General features: G+C 46.0%; 15 protein-coding genes. 10 read left to right on the top strand and 5 right to left on the bottom strand.

The features are described from left to right. Nucleotides 1-35 precede the first annotated feature (35 nt). Nucleotides 36-506 carry a glycine zipper 2TM domain-containing protein gene (locus tag L5L98_RS03570; RefSeq protein WP_028759742.1) on the bottom strand — a complete coding sequence of 157 codons (471 nt, stop codon included), beginning with the start codon at nt 504-506 and terminating at the stop codon, nt 36-38. 54 nt (nt 507-560) lie between these two features. Between L5L98_RS03570 and aat the strand changes: the two genes are divergently transcribed. The 3 genes from aat (at nt 561) to infA (ending at nt 2,272) form a co-directional block, all read left to right on the top strand. Continuing rightward, nucleotides 561-1,274, top strand: a complete 714-nt coding sequence (gene aat / locus L5L98_RS03565; RefSeq protein WP_263138584.1) for a leucyl/phenylalanyl-tRNA--protein transferase — start codon at nt 561-563, stop codon at nt 1,272-1,274. Then, nucleotides 1,261-1,971: an arginyltransferase gene (locus L5L98_RS03560; RefSeq protein WP_028759740.1), complete on the top strand. Its 711-nt coding sequence runs from the start codon at nt 1,261-1,263 to the stop codon at nt 1,969-1,971. Before aat ends, L5L98_RS03560 begins: the two co-directional genes overlap by 14 nt. Before the next feature lie 82 nt (nt 1,972-2,053). Then, a complete protein-coding gene (gene infA, locus L5L98_RS03555) occupies nt 2,054-2,272 on the top strand; it encodes a translation initiation factor IF-1 (protein ID WP_006081934.1) in 219 nt (72 codons plus the stop codon). A gap of 116 nt (nt 2,273-2,388) precedes the next feature. Here the strand turns inward: infA and clpA are convergent, their stop codons facing one another. Further along, complete coding sequence (gene clpA / locus L5L98_RS03550; RefSeq protein ID WP_131523328.1) at nt 2,389-4,656, bottom strand: ATP-dependent Clp protease ATP-binding subunit ClpA; 2,268 nt, start codon at nt 4,654-4,656, stop codon at nt 2,389-2,391. Between the two features lie 43 nt (nt 4,657-4,699). Next, nucleotides 4,700-5,008, bottom strand: a complete 309-nt coding sequence (gene clpS / locus L5L98_RS03545; protein ID WP_006081936.1) for an ATP-dependent Clp protease adapter ClpS — start codon at nt 5,006-5,008, stop codon at nt 4,700-4,702. Between the two features lie 194 nt (nt 5,009-5,202). Between clpS and cspD the strand changes: the two genes are divergently transcribed. After that, nucleotides 5,203-5,409, top strand: coding sequence for a cold shock domain-containing protein CspD (gene cspD, locus L5L98_RS03540; protein WP_006081937.1), 207 nt, complete (start codon nt 5,203-5,205; stop codon nt 5,407-5,409). A gap of 321 nt (nt 5,410-5,730) precedes the next feature. Here the strand turns inward: cspD and L5L98_RS03535 are convergent, their stop codons facing one another. After that, a complete protein-coding gene (locus tag L5L98_RS03535; protein WP_263138566.1) occupies nt 5,731-7,956 on the bottom strand; it encodes an NADP-dependent isocitrate dehydrogenase in 2,226 nt (741 codons plus the stop codon). A 343-nt stretch (nt 7,957-8,299) separates the two neighbouring features. Between L5L98_RS03535 and rluE the strand changes: the two genes are divergently transcribed. From rluE to L5L98_RS03505, 6 genes are all read left to right on the top strand, one after another. After that, nucleotides 8,300-9,088, top strand: a complete 789-nt coding sequence (gene rluE / locus L5L98_RS03530; RefSeq protein ID WP_263138565.1) for a 23S rRNA pseudouridine(2457) synthase RluE — start codon at nt 8,300-8,302, stop codon at nt 9,086-9,088. A gap of 45 nt (nt 9,089-9,133) precedes the next feature. Beyond that, entirely contained in the window at nt 9,134-9,628 is a 495-nt protein-coding gene (locus tag L5L98_RS03525) for an NUDIX hydrolase (RefSeq protein WP_212600198.1), read from the top strand. 324 nt (nt 9,629-9,952) lie between these two features. After that, on the top strand, nt 9,953-11,071 hold the full coding sequence (gene mnmA / locus L5L98_RS03520; RefSeq protein WP_263138563.1) for a tRNA 2-thiouridine(34) synthase MnmA: 1,119 nt from the start codon (nt 9,953-9,955) through the stop codon (nt 11,069-11,071). Nucleotides 11,072-11,074: 3 nt separating this feature from the next. Then, on the top strand, nt 11,075-11,692 hold the full coding sequence (gene hflD / locus L5L98_RS03515; RefSeq protein ID WP_263138561.1) for a high frequency lysogenization protein HflD: 618 nt from the start codon (nt 11,075-11,077) through the stop codon (nt 11,690-11,692). 29 nt (nt 11,693-11,721) lie between these two features. Next, nucleotides 11,722-13,092, top strand: coding sequence for an adenylosuccinate lyase (purB, locus tag L5L98_RS03510; RefSeq protein WP_263138558.1), 1,371 nt, complete (start codon nt 11,722-11,724; stop codon nt 13,090-13,092). 152 nt (nt 13,093-13,244) lie between these two features. Continuing rightward, a complete protein-coding gene (locus L5L98_RS03505) occupies nt 13,245-14,384 on the top strand; it encodes a cupin domain-containing protein (RefSeq protein WP_173244501.1) in 1,140 nt (379 codons plus the stop codon). Between the two features lie 176 nt (nt 14,385-14,560). On the opposite strand, the gene L5L98_RS03500 is transcribed toward L5L98_RS03505, so the two are convergent. Beyond that, the gene (locus L5L98_RS03500; RefSeq protein WP_011789106.1) at nt 14,561-15,010 is read right to left on the bottom strand and encodes a DUF4826 family protein; all 450 of its coding nucleotides are present in this window, start codon (nt 15,008-15,010) and stop codon (nt 14,561-14,563) included. Between the last annotated feature and the right edge of the window lie 217 nt (nt 15,011-15,227).

Here is a 15,227-nt window from a genome sequence, read left to right as displayed (position 1 = left end):
TGAAGATGAGCACTTATTCAAGATGAGACAATCGCTTACATCGCGATATCAACACGCACGCCACCTTGCAGGTACACCACTCGAACTCTGTCACCCGCGTTAAACGTCATGCCAGCATCGTAATCTTGGATCACCATGACCTGAGTACCATCTTCTTGATTGATCATCAGTTCCACTAGCTTAAACGATTGCACGCTAGTACCGCTGCCATAACGGTTACCGATACCCCCACCAATCAAGGCACCTAAAATCGTCGCAACATCTCGACCCGACCCGCCACCAAACTGATTACCAATCACCCCACCCGCTAAGGCGCCACCGAAGGTTTTCCAACCTTGATTACGGTCTTCAATTAACTGGGTTTCGGTGATATTACGTACCGAAGTGATATCGCCATAGAGTACTTTCTCAACTGGCACGGCTTGATTGCGATCATAGCCAGCATTAGCGGGGCTGATGATAAAAGCAAAAATAAACATAAAGCTTGCTAGAGTAGGTTTCCACATATCTGAATTTCCGCTAACTTAATAATAAGGTCTATAACTAAATCATACTCAATTGTGAAGTCACTGTCTTTCCTGAATCACGAATTTGACGCTTTTCCTTCGCCCGAGCTCGCCTTAACCGATCCTAATGGTTTATTGGCTATCGGCGGCGACTTACGTCCTGAACGTTTACTCTCTGCTTACTACAACGGTATTTTTCCTTGGTTTAATTCTGACGATCCCATCCTGTGGTGGTCGCCGGATCCCCGCGCCGTGTTTATTCCAGATGAAATTCACATCAGCACCAGCCTGCGTAAGTACTTAAAAAAGCAACCTTGGCGGATCACTATCAATCACGCTTTCACCGATGTGATGGCAGGATGCGCGCAGCCAAGAGAAAAACAGAGCGGCACTTGGATCACCCAAGAAATTCAAATGGCCTATCGCGAATTGCATCACACAGGTCATGCTCACTCCATTGAAGTGTGGGAAGGTGAACGTTTAATCGGTGGGCTTTACGGCTTAGCGATCGGCCAAGTATTTTGCGGCGAATCCATGTTTCACCGTAAAACCAATGCGTCCAAGGCCGCCGTTGCCGCACTGCAACAACATTTACTCAAGATGGGATTCAAACTCATCGACGCACAAGTGATGAATCCCCACCTAGAAAGTTTGGGAGCTAAAGCTATTAAACGCATTGATTTTATAACGTTACTGAGCGAACTGAGAAACAATCCCGTGGACCCAAATACTTGGGCCACTAAAGAGGTCATCCTTGAACTCGAGTAAAGCATCGATCGCTATCGGTATCAGTCAAATATTTCCCTGCAGCTACCTTGATGGCCAGCAGGAGCAGCTACTCGTCATCCAAGAAGATACGCTCGATCCCATTTTATTTGAGCGTTTGCTCGCGGTAGGTTTTCGTCGCAGTGGTAGCTCTATCTACAAACCACGCTGCCCTAGATGCAGTGCATGCCAACCAATCCGTGTGCCAACGCATGAATTTGTCCCATCGAAACGCCAAAAACGCACTTTAGCAAAAAACCAAGATCTGACTTGGCGAATTACATCGGAGCAAACCGCCGAGCAATATACGCTATATGAACATTACATTCGTGGGCGACATTTTGACGGCCCCATGTTTCCCCCGAGTGAAGATCAATATAATCACTTTCTTTTTTGCCATTGGTTACCGCCAACGTTTATCGAAGTCTATGATGGAAATAAATTATTGGCAGTTGCGGTCACTGATAGCTTGCCCAATAGTCTTTCGGCAATTTACAGCTATTTTGACCCCGACGAAGAACATCGCTCCCTCGGCGCACTGTTAATTTTAATTCAGTGTCGACTGGCGAAACTCATGAATAAAGAATTTGTTTATCTCGGATATCAAATAGATGAAAACCGTAAGATGTCTTACAAGCGTTTGTATCGCCCTTATCAAATTCTCACACCGACGGGCTGGGAGTATTCCCAAGTTTGCTAAGTACTTCCCCTTTACAGCGGGGGGAATTTGGGGCATGATACGCCCGTTTTTTATATTCGAAGGCTAATGGGATAATTAATTAATGGCGAAAGAAGACAACATTGAAATGCAAGGCACTATCCTTGAAACCTTGCCAAACACAATGTTTCGTGTAGAGCTTGAAAATGGTCATGTGGTGATAGCCCACATTTCAGGCAAAATGCGTAAAAACTACATCCGGATCCTCACTGGCGATAAAGTTACCGTCCAGCTGACTCCTTATGATCTGACCAAAGGTCGCATTGTCTTCCGCGCACGCTGATATAGCCTCTTAGATTTAAAAACCCGGCAAGGCCGGGTTTTTTTGTTTGCGAAAGATGAAAAAAATGGCTGCAACTGCAGCCATTTTTATGTCTAAAACTAATGGATAATCAAGCATTAAGCTTTTGTTGTCGCTTTTTCGTGACGTTCGGTACGAATGACAATCTCACCCTCCTTCACATCCACATACGCAACACCGCCTGACTCTAAGACACCAAATAAGATCTCGTCTGCCAATGGACGTTTGATCAATTCGGTCACGACCCGAGCCATTGGACGTGCGCCCATGTTCTTATCGTAGCCTTTCTCGGCCAACAAGGTTCTGGCTTCGTCGCTGACTTCCAAAGTAACGTGTTTTGCATCCAACTGTGCCTGCAATTCCACCAAGAATTTATCGACCACTTTGGCGATAATCGTCATATCCAAATGATTGAACCAAATGATGGAATCGAGACGATTTCGAAATTCTGGCGAAAATACTCGATTAATTTCAGATAATGCATCTTGGGTGTGATCTTGCTGGGTAAAGCCAATCGACTTACGAATAGTCTCCTGTACACCCGCGTTAGTGGTCATCACCAAAGTCACGTGTCTGAAGTCAGCCTTACGACCATTATTATCGGTCAAAGTACCGTGATCCATCACCTGCAACAGCAGGTTATAGACATCACGGTGGGCCTTCTCAATTTCATCCAATAGCACGACACAGTGCGGATTTTTAATCACAGCATCCGTGAGCAAGCCACCTTGGTCATAACCCACATAACCAGGAGGCGCACCAATCAGGCGTGACACTGTATGGCTTTCCATGTACTCAGACATGTCAAAGCGCACCAGTTTCATCCCCAAGCAGTTGGCCAGTTGATTAGTGACTTCGGTTTTACCCACACCGGTGGGACCGGCGAATAAGAAGCTCCCCACAGGTTTTCTGTCAGCACCTAAGCCACTGCGCGATAAGCGAATGGCCGAACTCAGACTCTCAATGGCCTTATCTTGGCCAAAGACCACCATCTTAAGGTTACGCTCAAGGTTACGCAGTAAGTCCTTATCAGTAGCGGATACCGACTTCTCAGGGATACGCGCCATTTTCGCCACAATCGACTCAATCTCGGCCTGGCCTATGGTCTTTTTACGTTTGCTCATAGGCAACATCACCATACGCGCACCCGCTTCATCGATCACATCGATGGCTTTATCGGGTAAATGCCTGTCGTTGATGTGCTTGGCCGACAATACTGCAGCGCTGCTGATCGCGGCCTGAGTATAACGAACCCCATGATATTCTTCGTATTTAGACTTAAGCCCCATCAAAATCTTAGTGGTTTCTTCCACTGAAGGCTCATTGATATCCACCTTTTGGAAACGACGTGCAAGTGCGCGGTCTTTCTCAAAAATACTTTGATATTCTTGGAAAGTAGTCGAGCCCATGCAACGCAAGTTGCCGCTAGATAGCAAAGGTTTCAGTAGATTAGAGGCATCCATTACGCCGCCAGAGGCCGCGCCCGCACCGATAATGGTGTGGATCTCATCGATGAATAGGATGGCATGCTTATCCGCCGCCAGTTCTTTTAACAGGTTCTTAAAGCGTTTTTCAAAGTCGCCGCGATACTTAGTTCCCGCCAGCAGTGAACCTAAATCTAAGGAATACACTGTCGCTTCAAGCATTACATCGGGCACTTGTTTATTGACGATGCGATACGCCAACCCTTCAGCAATCGCCGTTTTACCTACACCCGCCTCACCCACTAACAGTGGATTATTTTTACGGCGACGGCACAGGGTTTGAATCGCGCGCTCAATTTCTTGGTCGCGACCAATCAGTGGATCGATGATCCCTTGCTTTGCAAGCTGGTTTAAATTGGACGCAAATTGCGACAACATGCTGCGCTCTTCGCTCCCTTCGCCCTGCTCTTCAACACGTTCTTGATCTTGATGTGACTCAGCATCATCATTTTTGGCGAAACCATGGGAAATAAAATTCACTACGTCTAGGCGACTAATGTCACAGCGGCGCAGTAAATACACGGCTTGGGATTCTTGCTCACTGAAAATGGCAACTAACACGTTAGCGCCGTTCACTTCATTGCGACCCGATGACTGCACATGGAATACTGCCCGTTGCAGCACTCGCTGGAACCCAAGCGTCGGCTGAGTTTCTTTGTCATCATCAATATCGGCAATGATTGGGGTTGTTTGTTGGATAAAGCTTGCCACTTCATCTCTGAGTTTATCTAGATTCGCTCCACAGGCGATTAACGCTTCTTGAGCCGCAGGATTGTCGATCAGAGCTAATAACAGATGTTCCACTGTCATATACTCGTGACGCGCGTCTCTGGCTTGCTGAAACGCCAGATTTAAGGTGACTTCCAGATCTTTGTTCAGCATAAGCACCCCCAAAATTAACAACAGACTACAGAGTAAAGCGGTTTTATGCTTTCTCTAACGAACACAGTAACGGATGTTGGTTTTGTCTTGCAAATTGATTTACTTGTATCACCTTAGTTTCTGCAATCCCAAACGGGAAAATACCGCAAATTCCTTTTCCTTGGTGATGGATCGTCAACATGATATCGGTCGCTTCCTGCTCGTTCTTGCGAAAGAAAACCTGCAAAACTTCAATCACAAAATCCATTGGGGTGTAATCATCATTATTGAGCACCACCTTATACATCGAAGGCGGCATTAACTCTGATTCGACACGTTCTTCAACGTGTTCAATATTTCCTATCTTTGCCATTTTTTAATACTAGCCTCTCGTGTTGGCCTCTTCCAATTGATCCGTTCAAATTAATCAGTTGTTACCCCTTTGTTAATTTTAGCTTGACTTCCGCATTTACTCCTTACATTCTGTTGTGCAGACGGTGAACGAATACCCGTCTATACAGGTTTTACTATCTTACTGGTAAGTAGACAACAGAAGGAAGTGGAAGTATGGCAAGCGGAACTGTTAAATGGTTCAACAACGCCAAAGGATTCGGGTTTATTTGCCCTGATCAAGGTGGTGAGGACGTTTTTGCACACTATTCTACCATTGAAATGGAAGGCTATCGAACTCTAAAAGCAGGCCAACCCGTTCAATTTGAAGTAGAAGCCGGTCCAAAAGGGATGCACGCTTCAGCCATTTCACCAACAAAATAACGTTTGGTGAGGCCAATGATCTAAAAGGCAGGGACTTGTCCCTGCCTTTTTATTGCTGCGTGTTTCATCAATTCTCACCACTTAATGCTGCATCGCTCATCATCATTTCGCATGAATTTAATTCAAGTTCAATCGCCGCACATCATCCATTGCATCCCAGAAAAAAGTTTTTATCATCGGTCTCGACAGCAAATTTAGGGTATAAAAAAGGATCTGCAATGCAGACCCTTTTTTAAAATCAGTCTAATGACTTACAACTTTACATCAACTTAGATGGCCAGCACTGACGCGCACGCCATCTAAAAGTGATAACGAGCGGGATTAAGCAATCAACAGCTTGTTCAACGTCTCGCTTGGGCGCATGGCTTTTTCAGCCTTAGCCGCATCTAAACGGTAGTAACCACCTAAATCGACTGGTGCACCTTGTGCCGTCGCTAATTCAGCCACAATCACTTGCTCATTCGCCGCGAGCGCATGCGCTAACGGAATAAAGTGTGCTTGTAACTGCTCATCGCTGGTTTGCGCTGCTAAGGCTTGTGCCCAGTACATGGCTAAGTAGAAATGGCTACCACGGTTATCCAGCTCACCGACTCTTCTTGATGGCGATTTGTTGCCATCTAAGAATTGGCCAATGGCTTGATCTAAAGTATCGGCTAACACTTGGGCTTTTGGATTGCCCACGGTTTGGCTTAAATGCTCTAAAGACGCCGCCAGAGCCAAGAATTCACCGAGCGAATCCCAACGTAAGTGACCTTCTTTCTCAAGCTGTTGCACGTGCTTAGGCGCACTACCGCCCGCACCTGTTTCAAATAGACCGCCGCCGTTCATTAGCGGAACGATTGACAGCATTTTGGCACTGGTGCCTAGCTCAAGGATGGGGAACAAGTCAGTCAGGTAGTCACGTAGAACGTTACCCGTAACTGAAATGGTATCTTTGCCTTCTTTGATGCGAGCCAAAGACAAACGCGTCGCATCTTCTGGAGACATGATGCTGATGTCTAAGCCATCAGTATCATGCTCTGGCAGATACTGCTGCACTTTTGCAATGATTTGCGCATCGTGGGCACGTTTGCTATCTAACCAGAATACCGCTGGAGTATTGCTTAAACGGGCACGGCGCACGGCCAGTTTAACCCAATCACGGATTGGTGCGTCTTTAACTAGACACATTCTCCAGATATCGCCCGCTTCGACGTTATGGCTCATCAATACCTTACCGCTGGCATCAACAACGTTAACCACACCGTCAGCAGGAATTTCAAAGGTCTTATCGTGGCTGCCATACTCTTCGGCTTTTTGCGCCATCAAGCCCACGTTTGGCACGCTGCCCATGGTTTTAGGATCAAAAGCGCCGTGCTCTTTACAGAAAGCAATCGTTTCTTGGTAGATACCGGCATAGCAACGATCGGGGATCATGGCTTTAGTATCATGCAGTTGACCGTCTGGTCCCCACATTTGGCCAGATGAACGAATCGCAGCAGGCATAGACGCATCGATAATGATGTCGCTTGGCACGTGTAAGTTGGTGATACCTTTGTCAGAATCAACCATAGCCAATGCGGGACGCGCAGCGTAAACGGCGGCGATATCGGCTTCGACTTCGGCGCGGCTATCAGCAGGTAATGTCGCTATTTTGGCATAAACATCACCAAAACCGTTGTTAACATCTACGCCTAATTCAGCGAAAAGCGCCGCATGTTTGTCAAATACTGGCTTGAAGAATACCTTCACAGCGTGACCAAACATAATAGGATCAGACACTTTCATCATAGTGGCTTTCAGATGCAGCGATAACAGCACATCTTCAGCTTTGGCGTTTTCGATTTCACGCTCATAGAAGCTCACTAAGGCTTTTTTACTCAACACCGCAGCATCGATAATTTCGCCAGCCAGCAGCTTAAGACCCGATTTGAGCACCACTTCTTGACCATCTTTTTGGGTCAGCACGATATTCACGCTGCCCGCATCAGATAAAGTCACAGACTGCTCGCTACCGTAGAAATCACCGTCAGTCATGTGGGCAACGTGTGACTTGGAATCTTTGGCCCATTTCCCCATGGAATGCGGGTTTTTCTTGGCGAAGTTTTTCACCGATAATGGGGCACGGCGATCTGAGTTACCTTCACGCAGTACTGGGTTTACCGCACTGCCTTTAATCTTGTCGTAACGTGTTTTAATTGACTTTTCAGCGTCGGTTTTTGGCTCATCCGGATAATTAGGGATGTCGTAACCTTTTTGCTGCAGTTCAAGGATACAGGCTTTTAATTGTGGGATCGAAGCACTGATATTTGGTAACTTGATGATGTTCGCTTCTGGCTGATTCGCTAACTCGCCAAGCTCTGTCAGATGGTCGCCAATCTTTTGTGCTTCGGTCAGTTGCTCAGGGAAACTGGCAATAATACGGCCCGATAACGAGATATCACGGGTTTCAACCGCAACGCCCGCGGCGTCGGTAAACGTTCTGATAATAGGTAAGAGTGAGAGGGTGGCCAGTGCTGGCGCTTCGTCTGTTTCAGTGTAAATAATTGTTGATGAGTTATCTTTCATGTTACATCCTACATTATTGTAAAATTTAATATTTTTTATAATAATTTTATAGCATGGCGAACAAATCTGAGCACAGGGAAAATATCAATCAAGGCAATCGACCACGCCCTTATCTTTCAAATTCTCAATGCCCTTCTGTCTTTGCGCGCAAGCTAAAATTTGTTACAACGACTCATTAAAACCTAATAAACATTTAGGCACAGATCACATTTTCTGGCCGACATCATAGAGCATTCGCAATAATATTCAAATTCCACTAACGGCGAATGCCAAGTACACTATGACCACATTAACGACTCAATCAAGTCAGGTAAGCGTGTCTCAACCTCCTGTTAGCAAAAGTATGAACAAAAACAAGTTTCAACCTAAAGGTGCCAATGCCAGCGCAAGTTCCCCAGCCAAGAGCCCGATTAAACCCGCTAAGCCCGCCAGCAGAGGCCCTGCCAACCGCGCTACCGCCGTAGATAGCAAAGTAGTGGCGCCAGCACGAAATGCCAATGGCAGTTTAAAGAAAGAACCCTTTAAAAATCCTAATCGACGCGCAATTGCGGCGGCAAAACCGGTGCAGAGTCAAACGCTCGCACCAATTATCGTGCTGTTTAATAAGCCTTTTGATGTACTTTGCCAGTTTACCGATGAACAAGGTCGCAAGACCCTAAAAGACTATATCCCCATTGCTGACGTGTATGCCGCAGGCCGCTTAGACAGAGACAGTGAGGGCTTGTTGTTGCTGACTAATGACGGTCAATTACAGGCAAGGCTGACAGAGCCAAAAAAGAAAACCTTTAAAACCTATTGGGTACAAGTAGAAGGCGTTCCGACGGAAGATGTACTGACAAAACTGCGCCAAGGTGTTGAATTAAATGATGGTATGACGCTGCCTGCTAAAGTCAAAATCATGGATTCACCCGACATTTGGCCACGTAATCCACCGGTGAGAGAGCGCAAAAATATCCCAACAACTTGGCTAGAAATCCAAATTCATGAAGGCCGCAACCGCCAAGTCAGACGCATGACAGCGCATATCGGTTTTCCGACCTTAAGATTAATCCGTTATAAAATAGGCCAATGGAGTCTAGATAATTTGCCATCGGGTGAGCACAAATGTATCCGTCTCGGTGATGAAGTCTAAATTTCAGCCTACTTTCTTCATTCAAATCCACTCAAAGGAGGCTCCATGAGTCAAAGATATAAACCCAATGTGACCGTCGCTTGTATTGTTCATGCAACTTCACAGGACAAATATCTGATGGTAGAAGAGTGGATTGAAGGCGAGCAACGCTTTAATCAACCAGCGGGTCACTTAGAAGCGAATGAAAGCTTGATCCAAGCCTGTGAGCGCGAAGTGTTTGAAGAAACGGGATTATCACTCAAAGCCCAAGGACTCGTCGGCATTTATCAACTCAGCGCCAGTGAAGACTTAGCCTTTGTGCGCTTTACTTTTTTCGTGCAGTTAGATGATATGCCCTCACCTGCGCCGCAGGATAAAGCGATCCATAGTGCGCATTGGTTAAGTCTTGCGCAGATAGAAGCCATGCCATCTTTACTGCGCAGCCCCTTAGTACTCGATTGCTTAAAAGACTATCTCAATCAGGCACAAAATGGCCAAACTTATCCCCTTAGCTTACTCAATAGTGACCGCCTCACGATAGCCCAAGCGAGCAAGGCGTGATAGAATACCGCCCCGCATAAACGGCTGGTTAAGCTTAATGCGTGTGCTACTGCAGAGGCCTTGTACAGCAAATAAATAGTTGGCCGTAAATGCGAGGTTTACTGACAGTTTGCGGACTCATTTTATTTGATAGCGCTGGAAAAGTTTGATTTAGCAATCAGCAGCACAGCACCTAGATGTAAAGTTAGCTTGGATTTAAAGTGAGCTTGGATTTTTAGTTAGCCCATATTTTTAGTTAGGTTAGGTATTTTTGTTACGCGCTCAATGTCGCGGCTTAAATTCATCCACCTAGCCAACACACATACTCAATGGTTTTTAGGATTTATGACATCAATCGAACCCACTCATACAGGAAAAAAAGTCATTGTCGGCATGTCCGGCGGTGTAGATTCATCTGTTTCAGCCTATTTGCTTATGCAGCAAGGCTATCAGGTTGAAGGCCTTTTCATGAAGAACTGGGAAGAAGATGACAATAACGAGTACTGCGCGGCCGCAGAAGATTTAAAAGACGCCCAAGCCGTGTGCGACAAGCTTGGGATCAAGCTACATACAGTCAACTTTGCTGCCGAATATTGGGACAATGTATTTGAGTATTTCCTCGCCGAATACAAAGCCGGCCGCACGCCAAATCCCGATATCATGTGCAACAAAGAAATCAAATTTAAGGCATTTTTAGAATTTGCCGACGAAATCCTCGACGCCGATTACATCGCAATGGGCCACTATGTTCGCCGTCGCGATAACAGCGACGGCAGTACGCAAATGCTCCGTGGCGTTGATGGCAATAAAGATCAAAGTTATTTCCTCTACACCCTTAGCCATGAGCAAGTTGCCCGAAGCCTGTTCCCTGTCGGTGAGCTCGAAAAATATCAAGTTCGTGAAATTGCGAAAGAAATGGGCTTAATCACCCATGACAAAAAAGACAGTACTGGCATCTGCTTTATCGGTGAGCGCAAGTTCACTGAATTTCTAGGGACTTATTTACCGGCGCAGCCTGGCAATATTGAAACCCCAGAAGGTGAAGTCATAGGCACGCACCAAGGACTCATGTACCACACCTTAGGCCAACGTAAAGGCTTAGGCATTGGCGGCATGAAAAACAGCAATGACGATCCTTGGTATGTGGTCGATAAAGATCTTGAGCGTAACGTATTGATCGTGGGTCAAGGCGGACACCATCCCCGTTTGATGTCGACCGGCATGACAGTTAACCAACTGCATTGGGTGGATAGAACTGGGCCTGTCGATGGTTGTCATATCGCAGTGAAAACCCGTTATCGCCAACAAGATGTGCCTTGTACATTAACCTACACAGATGAACACACCTTGCGCGTGGTCTTCGATGAACCTGTTGCGGCGGTGACGCCTGGACAGTCTGCGGTATTTTATGATGGTGAGGTCTGCCTAGGTGGCGGCATCATAGATCAATTAATCCGAGGGTAACGCGTGAACGAGCAACTCATTAACCGGACTATGGCGTTTGCAGGCATACTGCAAGCCATTGCCCAAGTTCAACATTTAGCGCGCCATGGCGAATTGGATAATGCCGAGCTCGCAGCGAGCTTAAACACCATTCTCGTCACCAATCCTGACAATACGGCCGATGTCTACCAAGATAAAATCGTATTGCAAAAAGGCTATGAGCTGATCCTGAACCAGCTCGGTGACAGCAGTCAAAAAGATGTTGAAATCACCCGCTATTTAGTGGGCGTGCTTGCCCTAGAGCGTAAACTCGTGCGCTCTAACAGTGGCTTAGGCATGTTGGCTGAACGTATTAATCAAGTGAATCGCCAACTACATCATTTTGCCATCACAGATGAGCAAGTTGTTGCCAATCTTGCCAGCATTTACAGTGACATCATCAGTAATTTAGGGCCAAAAATCCAAATATCGGGTAATCCTGTGTGTTTGCAGCGCCCTATTGTACAACATAAAATTCGTGCTCTGCTGCTTGCCGCTATACGCAGCGCAGTACTGTGGCGTCAGTTGGGCGGTAAACGTCGACACTTAGTCTTCGCCCGCAAAGCCATAGTCGATACAGCCAAGAAAAGTCTTACCCTATAATAAAATTAGCGTTCATCAAGGAGCTACACATGGATCTTTCCGCACTAACTGCTATCTCTCCGGTAGACGGTCGTTATGGTAGTAAAACCGCGTCATTGAGAGGGATTTTCAGCGAGTTCGGTCTTACCAAGTACCGTGTTCAGGTTGAAATCAATTGGCTAAAACTGTTAGCAGACTGCTCAGACATTAGCGAAGTGCCAACATTGAGCGCGTCAGCTATCGCTGTGCTCGATGGCATTAAAGACAATTTCAACGAACAAGATGCGCTGCGTGTTAAGGCTATCGAAAGCACCACTAACCACGATGTGAAAGCGGTTGAATATTTCATCAAAGAAAAAATCGCCGACAATGCCGAGTTAGCCGCTGTAGGTGAGTTTGTTCACTTTGCCTGTACCTCTGAAGATATCAATAACTTAAGCCACGGTTTAATGTTGACTGAAGCCCGTGAACAAGTATTACTGCCCTACTGCAACGAGTTACTGACTGCGATTAAAAAGCTGGCGATTGAATATCGCTCTGTGCCGTTAATGTCACGCACCCATGGCCAACCGGCTTCACCTTCAACGCTCGGTAAAGAAATGGCGAACGTCGCAGTGCGCCTTGAGCGTCAAATCAAACAAATCGCCAATGTTGAAATCATGGGCAAACTGAACGGTGCCGTAGGTAACTACAATGCTCACCTGTCAGCCTATCCTGAAGTTAATTGGCATGAACTGTCTGAGCGTTTTGTGACTAGCCTTGGCCTTCACTGGAACGCTTACACGACGCAAATCGAGCCACACGATTATATTGCCGAACTGTTTGATGCGGTTGCCCGTTTCAACACTGTGCTGATTGACTTTGACCGTGATATTTGGGGTTACATTGCCCTAGGTCACTTCAAACAACGCACTATCGCCGGTGAAATCGGTTCATCGACTATGCCGCATAAAGTTAACCCAATTGATTTTGAAAACTCTGAGGGTAACTTAGGTATCGCTAACGCGCTGATGCAACATTTAGCGTCTAAGCTGCCGTTATCAAGATGGCAACGTGACTTAACTGACTCGACTGTACTGCGTAACTTAGGTGTGGGTATTGCCCATGCGTTGATCGCGTATCAAGCGACCTTAAAAGGCATCAGCAAGTTAGAAGTTAACGAAGCGCATCTGCGTGATGAGTTAGATCACAACTGGGAAGTGTTAGCAGAACCCGTACAAACGGTAATGCGTCGTTATGGTATTGAAAAGCCATACGAAAAATTAAAAGAACTGACGCGCGGTAAACGTATCGACGCGCAGCAACTGTCAGTGTTTATTGACGGACTTGAATTACCAGACTCAGTGAAAGCTGAACTGAAGAAAATGACGCCAGCCAATTACATTGGTCGCGCCGAAACGTTTGTCGACGAACTGAAGTAAGTTATTAATTAAAATTGGCGATTAACTAATATTAAGCTATTGACTGAAATTAGTTATTAACTGTAGTTGGCGACGGACAATACTCTTTCTTAAACAGAAATAAGGATTAAGGCGACCCACATCACCGCGATGTGGTCGCCTTTTTTAACACTATGTATACACTCAATCTCGATATCGCCCAGTTTCTTAGTGAATACTGGCAAAAGAAACCACTGTTGATCAAAAAAGCATTTCCGCAATTTGAAGATCCTATCAGCGCCGATGAATTAGCAGGCCTTGCCTGTGAAGAAGAAATCTCTTCACGCATCGTCGTCACCAAAGACAATGATTGGGAAGTGGTGCAAGGTCCGTTTGAAGATTACGACAGCTATGGCGAAACCCATTGGCAATTATTAGTGCAAGCCGTCAACCATTGGTACCCAGATTCGCAACCATTAGTTGAAGCGCTGCGTTTTTTACCTGACTGGCGCTTCGATGACTTGATGGCATCATTTGCAACCCCAAGTGGCGGTGTCGGCCCGCACGTCGATAACTACGATGTGTTTATCATTCAAGGCGAAGGTGAGCGTCGCTGGACTGTGGGTGACAATACCCCGCAACAACGCCGTGGTGGCAATCCCAACTCGCCGCTGGTTGAAGACTTTACGCCCATTATCGATGTAGTGTTAGAAAAAGGCGACATGCTTTATATTCCACCCGGTTACCCGCATTGCGGCGAAACCCTAACTGTGGCAATGAGTTACTCGATTGGTTTCCGCGCTCCTAGCCAGCAAGAATTAGTCAGTGAAGTCGCCGATTATTTGCTCGACAATAACTTAGGTCAGCAGCGTTTCACCTCGCAAACTGAACCGAGTTCAGCCGGTATCGTCAGCCAAGACCATCAAGTGGGCATAATGTCACTCTTGAGCCAGCTGAGCCAAGATCCCAATAGCTACCAAATCGTGTTGGGCAAGTTGCTTAGTCAAAACCGTTTCGAGCTTGATTTGTGTGAAGGCGAAGAAGCTTACAGCATGGAAGATTTGCAAGATGCCTTCGCCCAAGGTGCTGGAGTGAGCCGTATCGGTGGTTTGAAAGTATTGCGCCTTGAAAATGACGCCACGCCGCGATTATTCATCAATGGTGATGTACACGAACTGCCCCAAACACCGGCAGACGTAATCGCACAGTTGAGCGATAACGTCAGCTTAAACGCCGATGAAGCGACTGAAATATGTCAGCATGAAGAAGTCCAAGCCTTACTGTTGAAACTCATCAATCAAGGTTTCTACTACTTGAGCGACAGCGAAGAATAAGCCCTATCGACTTTGTTCGATGACCTTGTTCTTAACATAGGAAATCAACATAAAAGTCAGTATAAAAAAGGCACTCAACTGAGTGCCTTATTGTTATTTCAATTATCAGTATCAATCAACACAAGTGACTGTATTAACTCAATACTATCTAAATACAATCCTCAACTCATTTGAGTTTAAGCATTCCACAGTTTATCGTCGTTGTGCATACGATATAAACTCTCGGCACGCGATACTAATAGTTGAGCAAATTTAGCCTGAGTGGCATCACGGGTTGCACCCGAACGCACTAAGTTTTCCGCCTGCATTTGCCACATCATAGAGAAATGACGCACGGCATCACGGGCCGTAGCCGCCACTTTCACATCGACAAAATCCGACGGTAAATCACCTGACATCACCCAATAGGTTTTGTTGCTTGGACGCTTTGATTCCATCTTCCAAATCGCCATATAAGGCGCAAGATAACGGCTTTCATCGGCTAGGACTTTGCTTGGGATCACGCCTTTTTCAGCGAGAAAACGATTGGCTTTTTGAAATTGAGTTCTGACCCACTCTTGACGCAGCTTTTCTATTTCTTCAGCTGATAAATTTTGTTGAGTTTGGTCGACAGCTTGTTCAGTCATACTTCCGTCCTATCTTATTGTTATAACGCGAGCCTAATTCTTGGGATCAGTGCGCGATTCATTCTATTCGTTACGTTAAATTCAGTACAATCCATTCTTAATCGCAAAGCTTACGTTTACGTAAAGTGGAAAGCTAAATTGCCACAAATAATGTATTTATTCGGTCATTATGCATGGTTGAGAGTATCGCTAAATGCTATGGTTCTGCAATAAATAT

The organism is Shewanella sp. SM23 (genome assembly GCF_025654295.1).
GTDB classification, from domain to species: Bacteria; Pseudomonadota; Gammaproteobacteria; order Enterobacterales; family Shewanellaceae; genus Shewanella; species Shewanella oncorhynchi.
The sequence above is the reverse complement of the archived record's forward strand: the minus strand, read 5'-3'. Positions and strand labels throughout refer to the sequence as shown.

Coding starts and splice junctions, on each gene's coding strand:
- L5L98_RS03525 (WP_212600198.1), top strand. CDS start 9,134: ATGAGTCAAAGATATAAACCCAATGTGACCGTCGCTTGTATTGTTCAT.
- clpA (WP_131523328.1), bottom strand. CDS start 4,656: ATGCTGAACAAAGATCTGGAAGTCACCTTAAATCTGGCGTTTCAGCAA.
- purB (WP_263138558.1), top strand. CDS start 11,722: ATGGATCTTTCCGCACTAACTGCTATCTCTCCGGTAGACGGTCGTTAT.
- L5L98_RS03535 (WP_263138566.1), bottom strand. CDS start 7,956: ATGAAAGATAACTCATCAACAATTATTTACACTGAAACAGACGAAGCG.
- clpS (WP_006081936.1), bottom strand. CDS start 5,008: ATGGCAAAGATAGGAAATATTGAACACGTTGAAGAACGTGTCGAATCA.
- infA (WP_006081934.1), top strand. CDS start 2,054: ATGGCGAAAGAAGACAACATTGAAATGCAAGGCACTATCCTTGAAACC.
- L5L98_RS03570 (WP_028759742.1), bottom strand. CDS start 506: ATGTGGAAACCTACTCTAGCAAGCTTTATGTTTATTTTTGCTTTTATC.
- L5L98_RS03500 (WP_011789106.1), bottom strand. CDS start 15,010: ATGACTGAACAAGCTGTCGACCAAACTCAACAAAATTTATCAGCTGAA.
- cspD (WP_006081937.1), top strand. CDS start 5,203: ATGGCAAGCGGAACTGTTAAATGGTTCAACAACGCCAAAGGATTCGGG.
- L5L98_RS03505 (WP_173244501.1), top strand. CDS start 13,245: ATGTATACACTCAATCTCGATATCGCCCAGTTTCTTAGTGAATACTGG.
- mnmA (WP_263138563.1), top strand. CDS start 9,953: ATGACATCAATCGAACCCACTCATACAGGAAAAAAAGTCATTGTCGGC.
- rluE (WP_263138565.1), top strand. CDS start 8,300: ATGAACAAAAACAAGTTTCAACCTAAAGGTGCCAATGCCAGCGCAAGT.